Raw genomic sequence first — 15,350 nt, 5'->3', positions numbered from 1 at the left:
GGTCAATAATCTCACGAAAAGCAGATCCTGGGCAATTACGATCGTCATAGCGGTGGCTTGGTCGTTCTTCGTTATCGGGGGCAGCACCACGCTTACGTCATGCAGTGAATTCACGCGTGCTCTTAAAAGCGATAGTTTGGAGTTCAAATTGGCCGTTGCGGAGAAGTATTATGATAAGGAGAGCTATGATAGGGCCGTGCCGCTATTGGAGGAATTAGTGGTGGCTTACCGTTCAACTGTGAAAAGCGAACGCGTGAACTATCTCCACGCAAAGTCCTTCTACGGGATGAAGGATTACACCTTGGCGGGTTATTACCTAAGCAATTTTACGCGCACCTTTCCGAAGAGCCAGTATTCAGAGGAATGTGCTTTTTTAAGTGCCATCTGTTTTTACAAGAACTCTCCGAATTATGAGTTGGACCAAGGCGAAACACGCACTGCAATGGACCAGTTGCAACTGTTTCTTGTAAGATACCCGAATACTGCATTGAAGGATAGCTCCAATAAACTGATGGATGAGATGCGCACTAAATTGGAGGTGAAAGCCTATCACGGTGCGGATCAATATTACCACATGCGTAATTACCAAGCAGCTAGTGTGGCGTTCCTCAATTTCATCCGCGAATGGCCCAATTCCCGCTTTAAGGAAGATGCAATGCTGCTCATACTGAAGAGTGATTTTGAGTTGGCACAGAACAGTGTGGAAGAAAAGAAATTGGAGCGTTTGAACGCTGCTATCAAGAGTTATCATAATTTCGCGGATGCCTATCCGCAAAGTGTAGTGCTTCCGGATGCCGATAAATTGCACCGGGACCTTACAAACGCTATAGCGAAGAACAAGAACTGACCCTGAAAATGAACACCAAACAGACTGCAGCCAAGAGTACGATCACCCGTGATGTTTCCTTGCTCGATACAGAGACCGGAAATGTGTACGAATCTGTTGCCATTCTTGGCAAACGCGCAAATCAGATCAGCGTGCAGATCAAAGAGGAATTGAACGCCAAACTGGAGGAGTTCGCGATCGTCGGCGAGAACATTGAGGAGGTATATGAGAACCGCGAACAGATCGAGGTCAGCCGCCATTACGAGCGTATGCCCAAACCTGCTGCATTGGCAATTCAGGAAATGCTTGAAGGCAAGACCTACTTCCGTCGTCCAGAGCCTGTAGTGGAGGTTAAGAAAGAGGCATAGTCCTTTGTACGTAGCGCGTTGCGCTCGCTACAAGATCAATTTTTACAATGGAATGTAGTGATCGGCCGCGAGGGTTGAACATTTCAATTTCGAATACATGCGCCCATTGTTCCATCGTAATGTGCTACTATGTGTAACAGGGAGCATTGCGGCCTATAAGTCTGGGCATTTAGTGCGCGAACTGGTAAAGGCCGGTGCACAAGTACAAGTGGTCATGACCCGCGCTGCGCATGACTTTGTTACGCCGCTGACACTTGCCACGGTTAGTGGTAGACAAGCGCTCACCGAACTGGTTACCGGAGAAAGTACATGGAATGATCACGTGCATTTGGCGCGTTGGGCCGATGTGCTGCTCATAGCTCCAGCATCCGCGAATACAATCTCCAAAATGGCCCACGGAGAATGCGATAATTTGCTGATGGCTTGTTTCCTTAGTGCCTCATGCCCGGTTTATATAGCCCCGGCTATGGACCTGGAGATGTTCCGGGATGCAACTACGCAGGCGAATTTGGAAAGGATCCGGGAACATGGAGTTATTACCATTGGCCCCGATAGCGGAGACCTGGCCAGCGGATTGAGCGGTGAAGGACGCATGACTGAACCGGAAGAGATCGTTGCCCGATTACATGCTGACCTTGTTGGAAATAGCAAGCTCAATGGGAAGCGAATCCTGATCTCGGCTGGACCAACACAGGAACCGATCGACCCAGTGCGCTACATCGGCAACCGATCAAGTGGTAAAATGGGTTTCGCACTAGCTGAGGAGGCAGCGCAACGAGGAGCATACGTCGAGTTGGTCACAGGGCCTGTTGCTCTTACAACAACGGTTACGGGCATTACACGGACCGATGTGGTCACTGCAGCTGAAATGGCTGAAGCGTGCCGAAGGATCTCTCCAGAATGTGAGGCGGTGATAATGGCTGCAGCTGTGGCGGATTTTCGGCCGTCCAACGCGTCGGGTGAAAAGATCAAGAAGAAAAATGCCATCCTGGAGATCTCCTTGGAGAGTACCGAGGATATTCTCGCGTGGATGGGCAGCAACAAACCAAAGCACCAGAAACTGATCGGGTTCGCATTGGAAACGAATAATGCATTAGCCAATGCTCAAGAAAAACTGGAGCGCAAGAACCTGGACCTGATCGTGCTTAATTCGTTGAAGGATGAAGGTGCCGGATTTGGTCACGATACCAATAAAGTAACAATGATCCAAAAGGGCACGGATCCTGAAGTTCTTCCGTTATTGTCAAAGTCCGCTACTGCGCGTGCTATCTTAGACCACTTGGAAACGCTTTTCTAGACCATGCGGAAATATTCAGCCTTATTAGCCTTATTCGTTGCTCTTTTCACACCGACCCTTGTGAAAGCACAGGAGTTCAATTGCCAAGCGAGTGTGATCGCACCTCAGGTCGCAACAGCGCAGCCGCGTGTTTTCCAATCCTTGGAATTAGCGATCAAGGAATTCTATCAGAACCGGCGGTTCACCAACCTGAATTACGCACCGAGCGAGAGGATCGATATCAATATTCTTCTTACGATCAGCAGCCAACCCGCAACCGATAGGTTCGAAGGGTCCTTGCAGATCATCTATGCTCGCCCGGTTTTCGGTAGTGATTACAACAGTCCGGTGATCGACCTTGTGGACAATAACGTGCAATTCAATTTCTTGGAGAATACCCAGATCGAATTCACGCCTCAGCGGTTCATAAGCAATTTGTCGTCGCTATTGGGGTATTACGCTTATTTCATTCTCGGAGTGGATGGAGACACATTTGCCCCATTGGGAGGTACCGATTTTTACAATCAGGCGCAACAGATCGTCAACAATGCACAGAACGCAAGCGAGTCCGGTTGGAAAGCATTCGAGGATCAACGCAACCGGTATTGGTTGCTGGACAATCAACAGCAAAGCGTATTCAGGCCCTTGCGCGAATTACTTTACAACTACCATAGACTTGGCATGGATGCTATGACCGAGGATGCTGCGGCAACCCGTAAGACCATCGCAACCGAGATCGAAAAGCTGAAGACCGTACATCAAGCTAAACCAGCGAGCTACAACCTCCAAGTTTTCTTCAATGCGAAATATCAAGAGATCGTAGAGGTCTTCAAACCTGCTGAACCCGGTGAGAAATCGAAGTTGTTCAACACCCTGCAGATCATCGATCCAGGCCACATTAGTCAGTATCAGAATATGATGCGGGGATCTTAGTTCAGTGAAAGGTTCTCGGTAGTTGGTCCATACTGTCCAGATGGACGATGACCTACTGAAAAGGATCATGCCTAAAGATGTATAAGCGATCTTACTTTTCTCTGCATGCTAAATAACAACTTCGTATGTATTCCAATTTGCTAGAGTCTATCCATGTGCTTACCCGATAGCAAACCGTGCTTAGGGTCAAATCTCACTTACCTCACATCCAGACCTCATTAGGCAATATTCAAGAAACCGACTCTGATTCCTTTTTCTATCAGCGTTCATCATTTCTTTCCGTGTTATCAGCGTTCCATTCTTACCCATCAGCATTCACGAATAGCCCCCAATGCTTCGCCGCTTGCATATCCGCAACTACTTGCTGATCGAGGAACTTGACCTTTCCTTGGGTAAGGAGCTTACGATCATTACCGGTGAAACGGGTAGTGGCAAGAGCATCCTTATCGGTGCGCTGGGCTTGGCCATGGGAGAACGCGCAGAGACGGGTGCTCATCGCGATCCGAGCAAACGCTGCATCATTGAACTGGAGGTTGAGATAGGCGGTCTGGATCTGAAGGGGTGGTTCGAAAAGAATGAATTGCCCTATGACAAGAATACCATTATCCGTAGGCAATTGGAGCCGGTAAGAGAGCGGGACGGCGGTTCAGGAAGATCACGTGCTTTTATAAACGATACACCCGTGAGGCTGGATCAACTCCGGGATCTGGGTGAGCGTTTGGTGCACATTCATAGCCAGCACCACACGTTGTTGTTGAACGACCCTCGGTTTCAATTGGGATTGATCGATAATGTTGCAGAGCAAGCTGGAGAAGTTGTCGCATTCACGGCTAATTACTCCCTCTGGCGGGCATTGGTGAAAGAATTGGATGAACTGAAGGAACGGGAACTCAAAGCAAGGAATGAGTTGGATCTTTTCAACTTCCAATTGAATGAACTGGATGAAGCTTCATTGGAAGAAGGGGAGTTGGAACGCATCGATCACGCAATGGCGCGTGCCGAAAATGCCAGTGAGTTGATCAAAGCTCTCGGTGTTGTTGAAGAAGGTGTAAATGCCGAGCGCGGCGCGCTTAGCATCTTGACAAAACTCCGGCAAACGCTAACAAAACCATCCAAGTTCGATCCACAGGTCAATGGTTTGTTGGACCGCATCAGTAGCGTGGCCATCGAGCTACAGGATATTGCTGCTACAGCAGATGATCTTGCGACGAAAGTATCCATGGATCCAGAGCAAGCTGCACTGCTCAGAGAACGGATCGATAGGATCCAGAGCTTGCTTCAAAAACATCGTGTAAAGAGTACAGAGGAACTCATCGCACTTCGCGAAGACCTGCGAACACGCACCGCTGCGATCGGCTCACTCGCTGATCGGATCTCTGGTCTGACGCAAACGGAACGCGAGAAACAACAGGCTATCCAAGTAGATGCAATGGCACTCTCCGCAGTTAGAGTAGCGGCCATGGCCCCATTCGCCAAACGCGTTGCCACACAATTACGTGACCTCGGTATGCCGCACGCCAAATTCATTTTCGGACACGCGATTACGGAACAGCCCGGTCCACAAGGTGTGGATCAGATACGTGCGTTATTCAGTGCCAATGCCGATCGCGCCCCTGCACCATTGGATAAAGTGGCCTCCGGTGGCGAGTTGAGCCGCGTCATGCTCGCGTTGATCAGCTTGGCCGCAGATTCTCAGGATCTCCCCACCGTGATCTTCGACGAAATAGATGCCGGAGTTAGTGGTGAAGTAGCCGATCGTGTAGGAACACTGATGTCTTGCATGGGCAAACAGCGTCAGGTCCTCGCTATTACACACTTGCCACAGATAGCGAGTAAGGCCCAGAATCATTTGCTGGTGACCAAGGCAACTTCTGAAAATACGGTGTTGACAAGCATTTCGCCGCTTACCATGGAGCAGCGCGTAGAGGCTATTGCTCAAATGCTCAGTGGCCGCAAGCTTACCAAGGCCGCTTTGGAGAACGCGCGGGTGTTGTTGAAGGGCTGATTCGGATCAATTTACTTCTTGGGATGGTCACACCTTTCCCCCAACGATCTCGTCAACAACATCAGGATCCAGAAGGGTCGATGTATCGCCGAGTTTATCGATCTCGTTCTCAGCAACCTTTCGAAGGATCCTGCGCATGATCTTTCCACTACGGGTCTTGGGCAATCCACTTACGAATTGGATCTTGTCCGGTTTGGCAATACGACCGATGCTCGCAACAACTGCTTCAATGATGGATCCGCGCATATCCTCCGGGTCTTCAACCGGTTTTTCTGTGACCACATACGCATAGATCCCTTGGCCTTTAATGTCGTGCGGGAATCCCACTACGGCGCTTTCCACAACTCCTTTTGCAGTGTTTATCGCACTCTCGATCTCCGCAGTGCCGAACCGGTGCCCGCTCACATTGATCACATCATCCACACGACCGATGATCCGGTACCGTCCATCCGCATCGCGCTTAGCTCCATCGCCTGTAAAATACATGCCCTTATAGCTGCTGAAATAGGTCTGCCCGCAGCGTTCGTGATCGCCCCAGATGGTGCGCAGCATACCCGGCCATGGGAATTTCATACAAAGCAGACCTTCCACTTCATTCTCGGTGATCTCCTTTCCCTCAGGTGTGAGCAGAACCGGTTGTATACCCGGTAAAGGATAGGCCGCATGGCTCGGTTTCTCGTCCGTAGCGCCAGCAATGGAGCTGATCATGATCCCGCCTGTTTCGGTTTGCCACCACGTGTCAACAATGGGACATTTGCCTTTTCCGATGTGTGTTCTGTACCAATGCCACGCCTCTTCGTTGATCGGTTCGCCGACACTGCCCAATACGCGCAAACTCTGCAAGGAGTAGGGTAGAACGTGGTCAATACTGTGCGCCATCAAACTACGTATGGCTGTTGGGGCAGTGTAGAATATGCTTATCGCATGCTTGTCCACGATCTGCCAGAATCTGCCAGCATCCGGGTAGGTGGGTACACCTTCGAACATGACCTGCGTAGCACCTGCCAGCGTAGGTCCGTAAGCAATGTAGCTGTGACCCGTTATCCAACCTACATCCGCAGTGCAGAAGAAGACATCGCTTTCCTCCACCTGAAAAACATTGCGGAAACTGTAGTCCACATAGACCATGTAACCACCGCATGTATGCACAACTCCCTTGGGCTTTCCTGTACTGCCGCTGGTGTATAGAATAAAGAGCGGATCCTCCGCATCCATGGCTTCTGCGGGGCAATAAGCATTTACTTCTTTCCATTCATCGTGCAGCCACACGTCCCGGCCCGCAACCATTTTTACGCTCCATTTCACGCGTTCGGTCACGATCACGCTCTTAACGGAAGTGCATTGGTCCAGCGCTTCGTCCACCACTGTTTTAACCGGCATCTCCTTCGCGCCGCGGTACATGCCATCACTACATAACACCGCAACGGCTTGCGCATCATTGATCCGATCGGCCAAGCTCTGCGCACTGAAACCGCAGAAGACAACACTGTGGATCGCGCCAATACGGGCGCAGGCCAGCACGCAAACCACTAGGTCCGGTATCATGGGCATATAGACAGCCACGCGATCGCCTTTCTTAACGCCGTTCCGCTTCAAAACATTGGCGTACTTGCACACACGGTCATGCATCTCCCGGTAGGTCAGGCGTTCCGGCCTTTCCTTGGGGTCGTTCGGTTCCCAAATGATCGCCAATTTGTTGCTCCGGGCCTCCAAGTGCCGATCCAAACAGTTCTCAGTAATGTTCAACTTTCCCCCAGCGAACCACTTCACCTCGGGCTTCTCGAAATCCCAGATCAAGGTCTCGTCCCATTTCTTACGCCAGGTGAACGTTTCGGCCTGTGCGGCCCAAAAGGAGGCAGGGTCGGCAACACTTGCGGCATGACTGGACGTGTAATCCGCTTGGGTCCTGATACGGGTCAAATGCTTGGTCATGCTGCCAAGATATTCATCTATTTCGGGAGTTGGGCGCAACCTCATTGCTGTTCCGCAAGCTCCACATCAATGGGGTCGGGCTTCCCGCCGTACGATCGGGATGGCGGCGGGACGCTACAAGTCCGCACGCTTCGTACCTCAGCGCTTACGGGCCTGCCTGCCGGAAAGGTAGGCTTTCCACTACGATCCCTTGCGCGATCAGAAAGCCATCTTTGAGCATTATGATCTGAGCTCAGCCAAAGATCCGATTTTTCTTCGGAGATCAGAATTTCCACCCGCTGATCCGCCATGAAAACGTTTCGGGAGAATATTTTTTGTAACTATTTCCAAGCATGGTTTAACCTCAAAATACGCTCATTCGTCGAAGAAAATAGCTCGTTCGTCTTGACAAACGACTCGTTTATGCCAAATCTTGCGGCACTCAACGGAATTGACACTGCCAACCTAAACACAGAAAAATCCCCCAAACGCATGTGGCCAGTTCAAACCCTTACTCTTCTCCTTTGCTTAACTGACGAAGAGCAACTATTTGCTCAGAACCAAATTGTGGATCCGATCGTTCCGGCCATAGAGGTGGCAGCGCCTGCCGCCGATGACACTGCAGCCGGTGCGCTTGCGCTGTTCGGTGACTGCTAAGCGAAGTCCGGGGTAGAACATTTTGCCCTTTACTAGATCGCGCTTCTGGAAAATACCAGTGCGGATCTCAGGATCCAAAGCCTGAAAGTTTGATTTCTTTGATTACGATCTTCGAACCTGCATTTTTGCAGTATGATGCGGATCACTGCTCAGTTATTTTTCCTTCTATTCTCGACAGCCTGTTTTGCACAGTGGACCTTCACCGGAAACTCAACACCCACGTGGCAAGAAGTAATTGAGCGCTATACGGAACTGGATGCCCAGCACACAGGAGCCAAGCTCGTTGAGATCGGCCATGACGATGATGGCTCACCTATACATCTCTTCATACTTGCCGATGGAAGTGGGTTTACTCCGGATAGTATTCGCGCAGCCGGAAAGAACATCCTGTGGATCACCAATGGCATTCATCCCGGAGAACCGGATGGCATCGATGCGAGTTTACTACTGGTCCAGGCGTTATTGGATAGTGACCAGTACATGGGACTACTTTCCAACACGGCCGTTTGCATTGTGCCGGTCTTCAACGTGAGCGGTGCCAAGAACCGCAGCAGTACCAGCCGAGCAAATCAGAATGGCCCGGAGGAATATGGTTTCCGCGGTAACGCACGCAACTTGGACCTGAACCGTGATTTCATGAAAACGGATTCACGCAATGCGCGATCACTCATCTCTGCTATGAGTGCGTGGGATCCAGATGTCTATTTCGAAACGCATGTGAGCAACGGGGCCGATCACCAATACGTGATGGAACTGTTCACGACGCATCCGGACAAATTGGATCCTGCACTGAGCAACTTTCTGCAGCGCACGATGATCCCTCGGCAAAATGCGTGGATGGAACAACGGGGTGTGTTAATGTGCCCTTTTTTCGAAACCGAAGGTCGAACACCGGAGGATGGTCTTAAAAGCTTTGTCGATGGCCCGCGCTATAGTACAGGTCATGCAGCGTTGCGCAACCGTATCGGCATACTCAGTGAAAGCCACATGTTGAAACCATATAGTGATCGCGTGAATGCCACGTTCCAACTGATGCTAGGCACGTTGGCTGTGATGAATGAGAACCCGGAGGCATTGGCCTTGGCGAGGATCCAAGCATTCAACAATACGATCACCACCAAGCAGTTCGAATTCAATTGGGAACTAGATACCACACATTTAACGGTGTTGCCTTGGCTGGGCTATGAAGCTATTGAAAGCAAAAGTGATGTTAGCGGTTTGCCGAGGATCACGTACGATCATGATCGTCCAACTTCGGTGGATGTACCGTGGACGGCACATGCGAAGCCAACGATCACCTTGGAAAAACCGGTTGGGTATCTGATCCCGCAAGCATGGACGGATGTGATCGATCGGCTCGCTCTTGAGAATGTGGTGATGGAAGTAGTGGGTGATCAGCGCAAAATGAACGGAGAGGTACACTACATTTTGAATTATAAGACCGTCAAAACACCTTACGAAGGGCACTATTTGCATTACGATATTTCAACTCGCGTGCAAAAAGAGGAAGTGACAGCACGGACCGGAGATGTTTACGTACCCATGGGCAACTATACCGATCGTTTGGTTATGGAACTGCTGGAGCCACGCGCCAGTGATGGCTTTTTCGCTTGGAATTTTCTCGATGCCATCCTACAGCAGAAGGAATGGTTCAGTGATTATGTGTTCGAGGATATTGCTACGGATCTGCTGGCAAAGGATCCCTTTCTGAAAGCTGAATTGGTGGCGGCGTGTGCAGCGGACCCTAAGCTCGCCAACGATGCGTGGGGTCAATTGTACTTCGTGTATCAACGCTCGCCGTATTTTGAGTCAAGTTATATGCGCTATCCCGTGGTTCGTTGCTTGAACTAAGCAGGAACGGAAGTACCTTGTCGCCTTGTTGAACACAGACCAAGAATTATAGGAAATGACAGAGTTGAAGAAGCAAGTACTGGAGGCTGCAAAGCGCCAAATGACCGAAAGTGCAAAGGAGTTTGACGAACGAATCAATGATCTGCGCAGCGTTACCACAGGCGATGACAATGCAGAAAGCGCCAGCCAGACCGAAAGCACACGTGGGGGAGATGTGGAACTGATGAACTCCTTGACAGAGCAGCGCGATCATGTGAACTCAGAACTCAAGCAGATCGAAGCGATGGACCCATCCATACGGTTGGAGGTGGTCCAATACGGTGCTGTGGTGCATACCGAGAACCACCATTTTCTTGTAGCGACCAGCATAGAGGAATTTGACGTGAATGGCACGAAGTACCTTGGGGTAAGCACCCAAGCGCCGTTGATCAAAGCGATGTCCGGCGCTAAAAAAGGAGCGACCGTTGTATATCAAGGTAAGACCTACACCATTAAAGAGATCGCATAACGGAACATGGAATTTCATGAAGCGACCGTTGGCGCAAAGGTGTACCATCCTACAATGGGGCAGGGTGTGGTCTATGACACGGACAGCCGTACCATCCATTGCTTTTTCAAGGATCACGGCGAGCAACCGATCAGTCGCAGTTTCGAAGGGTTGAAAGTGACCGCACCCGGTGTGGAATTGGGTCAAGAACCATTGGATATCGATAGCGTTCAGGATGCGCTACGAGATGTGCTTGAAGAAATGCAAAGCCCACAACGTCCTGTTAGTATGCATCCTCGGTATGAAGGAGGGATGATGGAACTGAAACCAAAGGATACTTCACTCAAAAGCAAGGAGCTTCCCATTGAAGACTTCTTCCATAAGATCGTGATGATCCGCGACCGTTTCCGAGTACTTGAGCAAAAGATCAACGCACACGATAAACTCTCCGACCAAGAAAAGGTTGAGTTGCAACAATACATTACGCGTTGCTACGGTTCACTTACGACATTCAATATTCTGTTCGAGGATAAGGAAGATAATTTCATAGGACAGAAGAGCGAGTAAACAGGGTGTTTCAGCTTTTGAACTGTAATGATCGGATAAGTTTTTATCCACAGAACTTGCAAAGCGGGTTCGAACGAATTACCTTGGTGCAACAGTAACGTTCTTTCACAGCTTTCGGCTGTCCAAAATACAGCCCACATAGGCCATAGGTTCTTGTGACCAACATTTTTTCCTCAGGGAAGGAAGATCAAAGGAGTAAAGGCGGGCCGCGTTCCAATGCTTGCAACGGAATATCCTTCGGGAACATCGCGGATTACTGATCTCTTTCTGTCCTTCCCGCTCATGTGATTTCATGGGTTTCAATGAACTCCGGCTTATGTGGGCTTTTTTGTGCCCAAAATTTGGTGGTGTGGTATAAGAATAGAACACTAATGACGCTGAAAGAAATGATCAACACGGTTTTTTGAGAAATGGACCGGTGCTTCAGTGATTCGTTGTTATCGAGTAATTGGCCAGATATGCCAATGGCTTTTCATACCTATTCCATCCACCGTACTTTTGCCGATAGCGAGCATTGAATATCGCCACAAGCGAACATTCATGCCCAATTCTATGCGCTAGTACAATGACCCCTTTGGTAGATACCCAATATCCCGTCATGGAGGCATTCTACACCCTGCAAGGTGAGGGGGCGTTCACTGGTCAGGCAGCGTATTTTATTCGTCTCGGTGGCTGTGATGTTGGGTGTACTTGGTGTGATGTGAAAGAAAGTTGGGATGCGACCAAGCACCCGCACAGAACTATAAAGGATCTGTTGAAAGAGGCAACTATGCATCCGGGCCGGTTGGTGGTGATCACCGGTGGCGAGCCGTTGATGCACGATCTAGGTCCGTTAACACAAGCTTTTCGCGAAGCAGGATTCCGCACACACATTGAAACAAGTGGCTCTTCGCCATTGAGTGGCCATTGGGATTGGATCTGCCTGAGTCCGAAGAAATTCAAGGCTGCTTTACCTGAGTCTTTCGAAGCGGCACACGAATTGAAGGTGATCGTGTTCAATACGCATGACCTGAAATGGGCCGAAGAACAATCCGCCAGCACACTTCCCAATTGCGAACTGTTCCTGCAACCGGAATGGGGCAAGCGCGAAGCCATGATGCCGCTGATCACACAGCACGTTATGGCACATCCACGATGGCGCGTATCATTGCAGACCCACAAGGTGCTGGGCATTCCATAAGCAGCGGTGATCCGTTCAGATATGGTCCGTTCCGCATCACGAATCCGTAACCGATCCATGTTGAAATACACTGTCAACTTCCTTCAACTCACGTTTTACGCTTTACTCGTAGCAGGCTTTCCCAGTACGGCTGTTATGGCCCAACCCGGTGGTTACAGCACCACGGATAAGGGTGCCATTAAGCGCTATGAAAGCGGACTCGACTGCATGCGCTCACAGCGTTGGGAGTGTGCAGAAAGTGAGTTCACCAAAGCTGCGGAGGCCGATGCAGCTTTCGTGGAACCCCGGTTGATGTTGGCCGAGATCGCCGAACAAAAAGGTAATGATGCCGAAGCCATTAATCGTTACCGCGAGGTCATGGGGATCTCCAAAGGTGTTTTTCCGGTAGCTCAGTTGCACCTCGCAGATCTCGAATTCCGTGGTGGACAATACGAGGCAGCGGAGAAAAATTACCGAGCATACTTAGCGGCAGAGGATGATCCACAACGCAAGGCCCGCGCCAGAATGGGGATCGATAACTGTGCCTTCGCCTCAGTCGCAATAACTAATCCCGTGCACTTCGAACCAAAGAACCTTGGCCCCTCCATTAATAGCGCGGATCCAGAGTATTACCCGTGTATCACTGCGGATGATAATACGTTCATCTATACACGTAGCGTGAAGGATCCTGCAATCATTCCATGGGGAATGCAGGAGGATTTTATGGTGAGCCACCGCGGGCAGGATGCGTCTTGGCAACCAAGCAACCCGATACCAACCGTAAATACCCGCCAATATAACGAAGGTGCAGGTACGCTAACTCCTGATGGACGCTTCATCGTATTCACTAAGTGTGCTACGGAGGATGGCTCGTACGGTGGAGATCTTCGTGGCCTAGGTTCCTGTGATCTGTTCATCAGCCGTCGTATCGGTGATCGTTGGACACCCCCGGAAAACCTTGGCCCGCCTGTGAATTCGCGCAATTGGGAAACGCAACCGAGCATGGGAAGCGATGGTAGAACGCTCTATTTTATTCGTGGAACCCAAGCGCGCGATGGCATCAAGACCATGGACATCTACACGACCGTGCTACAGGATAATGGTACTTGGAGCAACCCTGAACCGTTGGGTCCAACTGTGAATACGCCGTATCAAGAAGAAAGTGTGCAGATCCATCCCGATGGGAATACATTGTATTTCAGCAGCAATGGGCACCCTGGTTTTGGCGGATTGGATATCTACGTTAGCCGTAGGCAGGAAGACGGTTCTTGGGGGCAGGCCTTGAATTTGGGTTACCCGATAAATACCGGTGATGACGAGAACAGTCTGCTTGTTAGCGCTAGCGGTGAAGTGGCCTATTTCGCGAGTGATCGTCCGGGTGGACTTGGTGATCTGGACCTATACGGATTCGAACTATATCCTGAAGCACGCCCATTGGCGGTAAGCTTCATACGCGGTAAGGTCACGGACAAGCTCACGGGAAAGCCAGTGGAAGCCGATGTTGAATTATACGATGTCAATACGGGAAAACTTGCGACCGGAGCCTACAGCGACCCGCAGACCGGCGAGTTCCTTGTATGCATTCCAACTGGTCGTGAATACGCTCTGAATGCAAGCAGTGAAGGGTATTTGTTCTTTAGCCAAAATTACAATGTTGTCAAAGGACCAGCTAGTGAACCCTATACGTTAAATGTTCCGCTAAGCCCAATAACAGCGGGTAGCGTGATCGAATTGCGGAACGTGTTCTTCAATACGGCCAGCTACGATCTGTTACCAGCCAGTAATACGGAATTGAGCAAGCTCGCGAAGCTCATGGAAGCCAATCCAACGCTTCGGATAGAGCTGGGTGGGCATACCGATGATGTTGGTGCTGATGCAGCTAACCTTAAACTTAGCGACCAACGAGCACAAGCAGTTCGCGATAACCTGATCGCTGCCGGAATAGATGCCACACGGATAACAGCCAAAGGTTATGGAGAGACCAAACCGGTTTCTACCAATGATACGGATGAGGGTAGGGCGCTGAATAGACGGACAGAGGTGACAGTGCTGTAACGTTCACGAACTTGACAATTCTTTTGCTCGTAAAGTGGCTGCCCCGATCGCACGATCCAACGTGCCTGCCAAGTCTTCTTTCTTCAGAACTTGAAAGGCCGCTTCAGTTGTGCCTCCCTTGCTGGTTACGGCTTTGATCAGCTCTTCCGGAGTGCTTTCAGAATGGTCCAATAAGTGATAGCTGCCGAGCATGGTCTGTTTAACCAAAGCACTTGCAACATGTGGTTCCAATCCCAACTTGATCCCTGTTTCGATCATGCCGCTTACAATGTGGAAGAAATAGGCGGGACCACTTCCGCTTAGTGCTGTAACAGCATCAAGCATCCCTTCATCAGCAAGGTGCAGTGCTCTTCCGGTGCTGTTCAGCAACTGTTCCACCATCAATGTTTGGCGCATATTCAACTCGGTGGCCGTTGCATAAGCCGTGATACCCATGCCGATCTGCGCTGGCGAATTGGGCATTGCACGCACTACAATGGTATGGTCCAAACTGGTCTGCAAGCGCTCCATGGTTATACCGGCCATGATGGATAGAACCACCTGTTCCTTCCGTATGATCTTGGCGAGAGCAGGGGCGACATTGCCGAAATCCTGTGGCTTTACAGCTATGATCACAAGGTCGCTTTCGCCAATGGAGGAAGTCAATTCCTTTGCTACGGTACCTAGGGATGCAAGTTTTGCACTGTTGGCAGCATTGCGCACTACCAACACCAGGTCCTCGACTTTTACCAATCCGTATTTGCGGAAGCTCCGTGCATAGGCGTAGCCCATATTGCCGCAGCCGATAATGGAGATCTTCATGGGGTGAACAAAGAGGTACTAGGGGACGGGAATGTTTCCACGTTCATTGTGTCACGAATTTTAACCCAACGATGGAAGCTATCAACGTGAATAAGAAGAATACACGCCAAAAGTCCATGGGTTCCTTAAATAGCCATATGCCCACGATCACCGTGCCGACTGCTCCAATGCCGGTCCATACCGCGTAGGCCGTACCGATCGGTAAGGTTAGAGTGGCCTTGTACAACAGGATCATGCTGACCGTGAGACAGAACATGAATCCAGCGAGCCACCACAATGAACTAACCCCATCGGTTTCTTTCGCTTTTCCTAAGCATGTCGCAAAACCGACTTCAAATAAGCCGGCGATTACCAGTAGGATCCAATTCATTGGTGGAAAATAGTTCGATATCTAAATGTTAGCCTCCGTTGATTTTATCAGTTCAGAAGGTTTAATATTCTGCGCGCTGATCAT

Annotated in this window: 14 protein-coding genes; 11 read left to right on the top strand and 3 right to left on the bottom strand. The window is 50.2% G+C overall.

Annotated features, from left to right (window positions below; translation table 11 throughout):
• The first annotated feature begins 52 nt into the window (after nucleotides 1-52).
• The 5 genes from bamD to IPF95_15105 all read left to right on the top strand — a co-directional run bounded on the left by bamD (nucleotide 53) and on the right by IPF95_15105 (nucleotide 5,408).
• Nucleotides 53-847 carry an outer membrane protein assembly factor BamD gene (gene bamD, locus IPF95_15125; GenBank protein MBK6476019.1) on the top strand — a complete coding sequence of 265 codons (795 nt, stop codon included), beginning with the start codon at nucleotides 53-55 and terminating at the stop codon, nucleotides 845-847.
• A gap of 8 nt (nucleotides 848-855) precedes the next feature.
• Nucleotides 856-1,194 carry a DNA-directed RNA polymerase subunit omega gene (locus tag IPF95_15120; protein MBK6476018.1) on the top strand — a complete coding sequence of 113 codons (339 nt, stop codon included), beginning with the start codon at nucleotides 856-858 and terminating at the stop codon, nucleotides 1,192-1,194.
• Nucleotides 1,195-1,291: 97 nt separating this feature from the next.
• On the top strand, nucleotides 1,292-2,491 hold the full coding sequence (coaBC, locus tag IPF95_15115) for a bifunctional phosphopantothenoylcysteine decarboxylase/phosphopantothenate--cysteine ligase CoaBC (protein ID MBK6476017.1): 1,200 nt from the start codon (nucleotides 1,292-1,294) through the stop codon (nucleotides 2,489-2,491).
• 3 nt (nucleotides 2,492-2,494) lie between these two features.
• On the top strand, nucleotides 2,495-3,403 hold the full coding sequence (locus tag IPF95_15110) for a DUF4835 family protein (protein MBK6476016.1): 909 nt from the start codon (nucleotides 2,495-2,497) through the stop codon (nucleotides 3,401-3,403).
• Nucleotides 3,404-3,734: 331 nt separating this feature from the next.
• Complete coding sequence (locus tag IPF95_15105; protein ID MBK6476015.1) at nucleotides 3,735-5,408, top strand: DNA repair protein RecN; 1,674 nt, start codon at nucleotides 3,735-3,737, stop codon at nucleotides 5,406-5,408.
• A gap of 27 nt (nucleotides 5,409-5,435) precedes the next feature.
• Here IPF95_15105 and acs read toward each other — a convergent pair whose 3' ends face one another.
• Nucleotides 5,436-7,340: an acetate--CoA ligase gene (gene acs, locus IPF95_15100; GenBank protein ID MBK6476014.1), complete on the bottom strand. Its 1,905-nt coding sequence runs from the start codon at nucleotides 7,338-7,340 to the stop codon at nucleotides 5,436-5,438.
• 288 nt (nucleotides 7,341-7,628) lie between these two features.
• On the opposite strand from acs, the gene IPF95_15095 reads away from it, so the two are divergent.
• The 6 genes from IPF95_15095 (at nucleotide 7,629) to IPF95_15070 (ending at nucleotide 14,095) form a co-directional block, all read left to right on the top strand.
• On the top strand, nucleotides 7,629-7,976 hold the full coding sequence (locus IPF95_15095; protein ID MBK6476013.1) for a hypothetical protein: 348 nt from the start codon (nucleotides 7,629-7,631) through the stop codon (nucleotides 7,974-7,976).
• Nucleotides 7,977-8,108: 132 nt separating this feature from the next.
• Entirely contained in the window at nucleotides 8,109-9,827 is a 1,719-nt protein-coding gene (locus tag IPF95_15090) for a hypothetical protein (protein MBK6476012.1), read from the top strand.
• A 55-nt stretch (nucleotides 9,828-9,882) separates the two neighbouring features.
• Nucleotides 9,883-10,335 (top strand): hypothetical protein, encoded by a 453-nt coding sequence (locus IPF95_15085; GenBank protein MBK6476011.1) that lies wholly within the window; start codon nucleotides 9,883-9,885, stop codon nucleotides 10,333-10,335.
• Nucleotides 10,336-10,341: 6 nt separating this feature from the next.
• Nucleotides 10,342-10,881, top strand: a complete 540-nt coding sequence (locus IPF95_15080; GenBank protein ID MBK6476010.1) for a hypothetical protein — start codon at nucleotides 10,342-10,344, stop codon at nucleotides 10,879-10,881.
• Nucleotides 10,882-11,479: 598 nt separating this feature from the next.
• A complete protein-coding gene (locus IPF95_15075) occupies nucleotides 11,480-12,061 on the top strand; it encodes a 7-carboxy-7-deazaguanine synthase QueE (protein ID MBK6476009.1) in 582 nt (193 codons plus the stop codon).
• 57 nt (nucleotides 12,062-12,118) lie between these two features.
• Nucleotides 12,119-14,095: an OmpA family protein gene (locus tag IPF95_15070; protein MBK6476008.1), complete on the top strand. Its 1,977-nt coding sequence runs from the start codon at nucleotides 12,119-12,121 to the stop codon at nucleotides 14,093-14,095.
• A 3-nt stretch (nucleotides 14,096-14,098) separates the two neighbouring features.
• Here IPF95_15070 and IPF95_15065 read toward each other — a convergent pair whose 3' ends face one another.
• Both IPF95_15065 and IPF95_15060 read right to left on the bottom strand, forming a co-directional pair.
• Nucleotides 14,099-14,896, bottom strand: a complete 798-nt coding sequence (locus IPF95_15065; protein MBK6476007.1) for a pyrroline-5-carboxylate reductase — start codon at nucleotides 14,894-14,896, stop codon at nucleotides 14,099-14,101.
• A gap of 43 nt (nucleotides 14,897-14,939) precedes the next feature.
• Nucleotides 14,940-15,266, bottom strand: coding sequence for a multidrug efflux SMR transporter (locus IPF95_15060; protein ID MBK6476006.1), 327 nt, complete (start codon nucleotides 15,264-15,266; stop codon nucleotides 14,940-14,942).
• Nucleotides 15,267-15,350: the final 84 nt, after the last annotated feature.

This window comes from Flavobacteriales bacterium (assembly GCA_016704485.1).
Classification (GTDB): Bacteria; Bacteroidota; Bacteroidia; order Flavobacteriales_F; family PHOS-HE28; genus PHOS-HE28.
Note: the sequence above shows the minus strand (reverse complement) of the source record. Positions and strands in the feature narration are given on the sequence as shown.

What these genes read in the sequence shown, in the direction of transcription:
- IPF95_15095 (MBK6476013.1), top strand. Translation starts at nt 7,629, where the DNA reads ATGAAAACGTTTCGGGAGAATATTTTTTGTAACTATTTCCAAGCATGG.
- IPF95_15090 (MBK6476012.1), top strand. Translation starts at nt 8,109, where the DNA reads ATGATGCGGATCACTGCTCAGTTATTTTTCCTTCTATTCTCGACAGCC.
- IPF95_15080 (MBK6476010.1), top strand. Translation starts at nt 10,342, where the DNA reads ATGGAATTTCATGAAGCGACCGTTGGCGCAAAGGTGTACCATCCTACA.
- IPF95_15070 (MBK6476008.1), top strand. Translation starts at nt 12,119, where the DNA reads ATGTTGAAATACACTGTCAACTTCCTTCAACTCACGTTTTACGCTTTA.
- IPF95_15075 (MBK6476009.1), top strand. Translation starts at nt 11,480, where the DNA reads ATGGAGGCATTCTACACCCTGCAAGGTGAGGGGGCGTTCACTGGTCAG.
- coaBC (MBK6476017.1), top strand. Translation starts at nt 1,292, where the DNA reads ATGCGCCCATTGTTCCATCGTAATGTGCTACTATGTGTAACAGGGAGC.
- IPF95_15105 (MBK6476015.1), top strand. Translation starts at nt 3,735, where the DNA reads ATGCTTCGCCGCTTGCATATCCGCAACTACTTGCTGATCGAGGAACTT.
- IPF95_15110 (MBK6476016.1), top strand. Translation starts at nt 2,495, where the DNA reads ATGCGGAAATATTCAGCCTTATTAGCCTTATTCGTTGCTCTTTTCACA.
- IPF95_15120 (MBK6476018.1), top strand. Translation starts at nt 856, where the DNA reads ATGAACACCAAACAGACTGCAGCCAAGAGTACGATCACCCGTGATGTT.
- IPF95_15060 (MBK6476006.1), bottom strand. Translation starts at nt 15,266, where the DNA reads ATGAATTGGATCCTACTGGTAATCGCCGGCTTATTTGAAGTCGGTTTT.
- acs (MBK6476014.1), bottom strand. Translation starts at nt 7,340, where the DNA reads ATGACCAAGCATTTGACCCGTATCAGGACCCAAGCGGATTACACGTCC.
- IPF95_15065 (MBK6476007.1), bottom strand. Translation starts at nt 14,896, where the DNA reads ATGAAGATCTCCATTATCGGCTGCGGCAATATGGGCTACGCCTATGCA.
- IPF95_15085 (MBK6476011.1), top strand. Translation starts at nt 9,883, where the DNA reads ATGACAGAGTTGAAGAAGCAAGTACTGGAGGCTGCAAAGCGCCAAATG.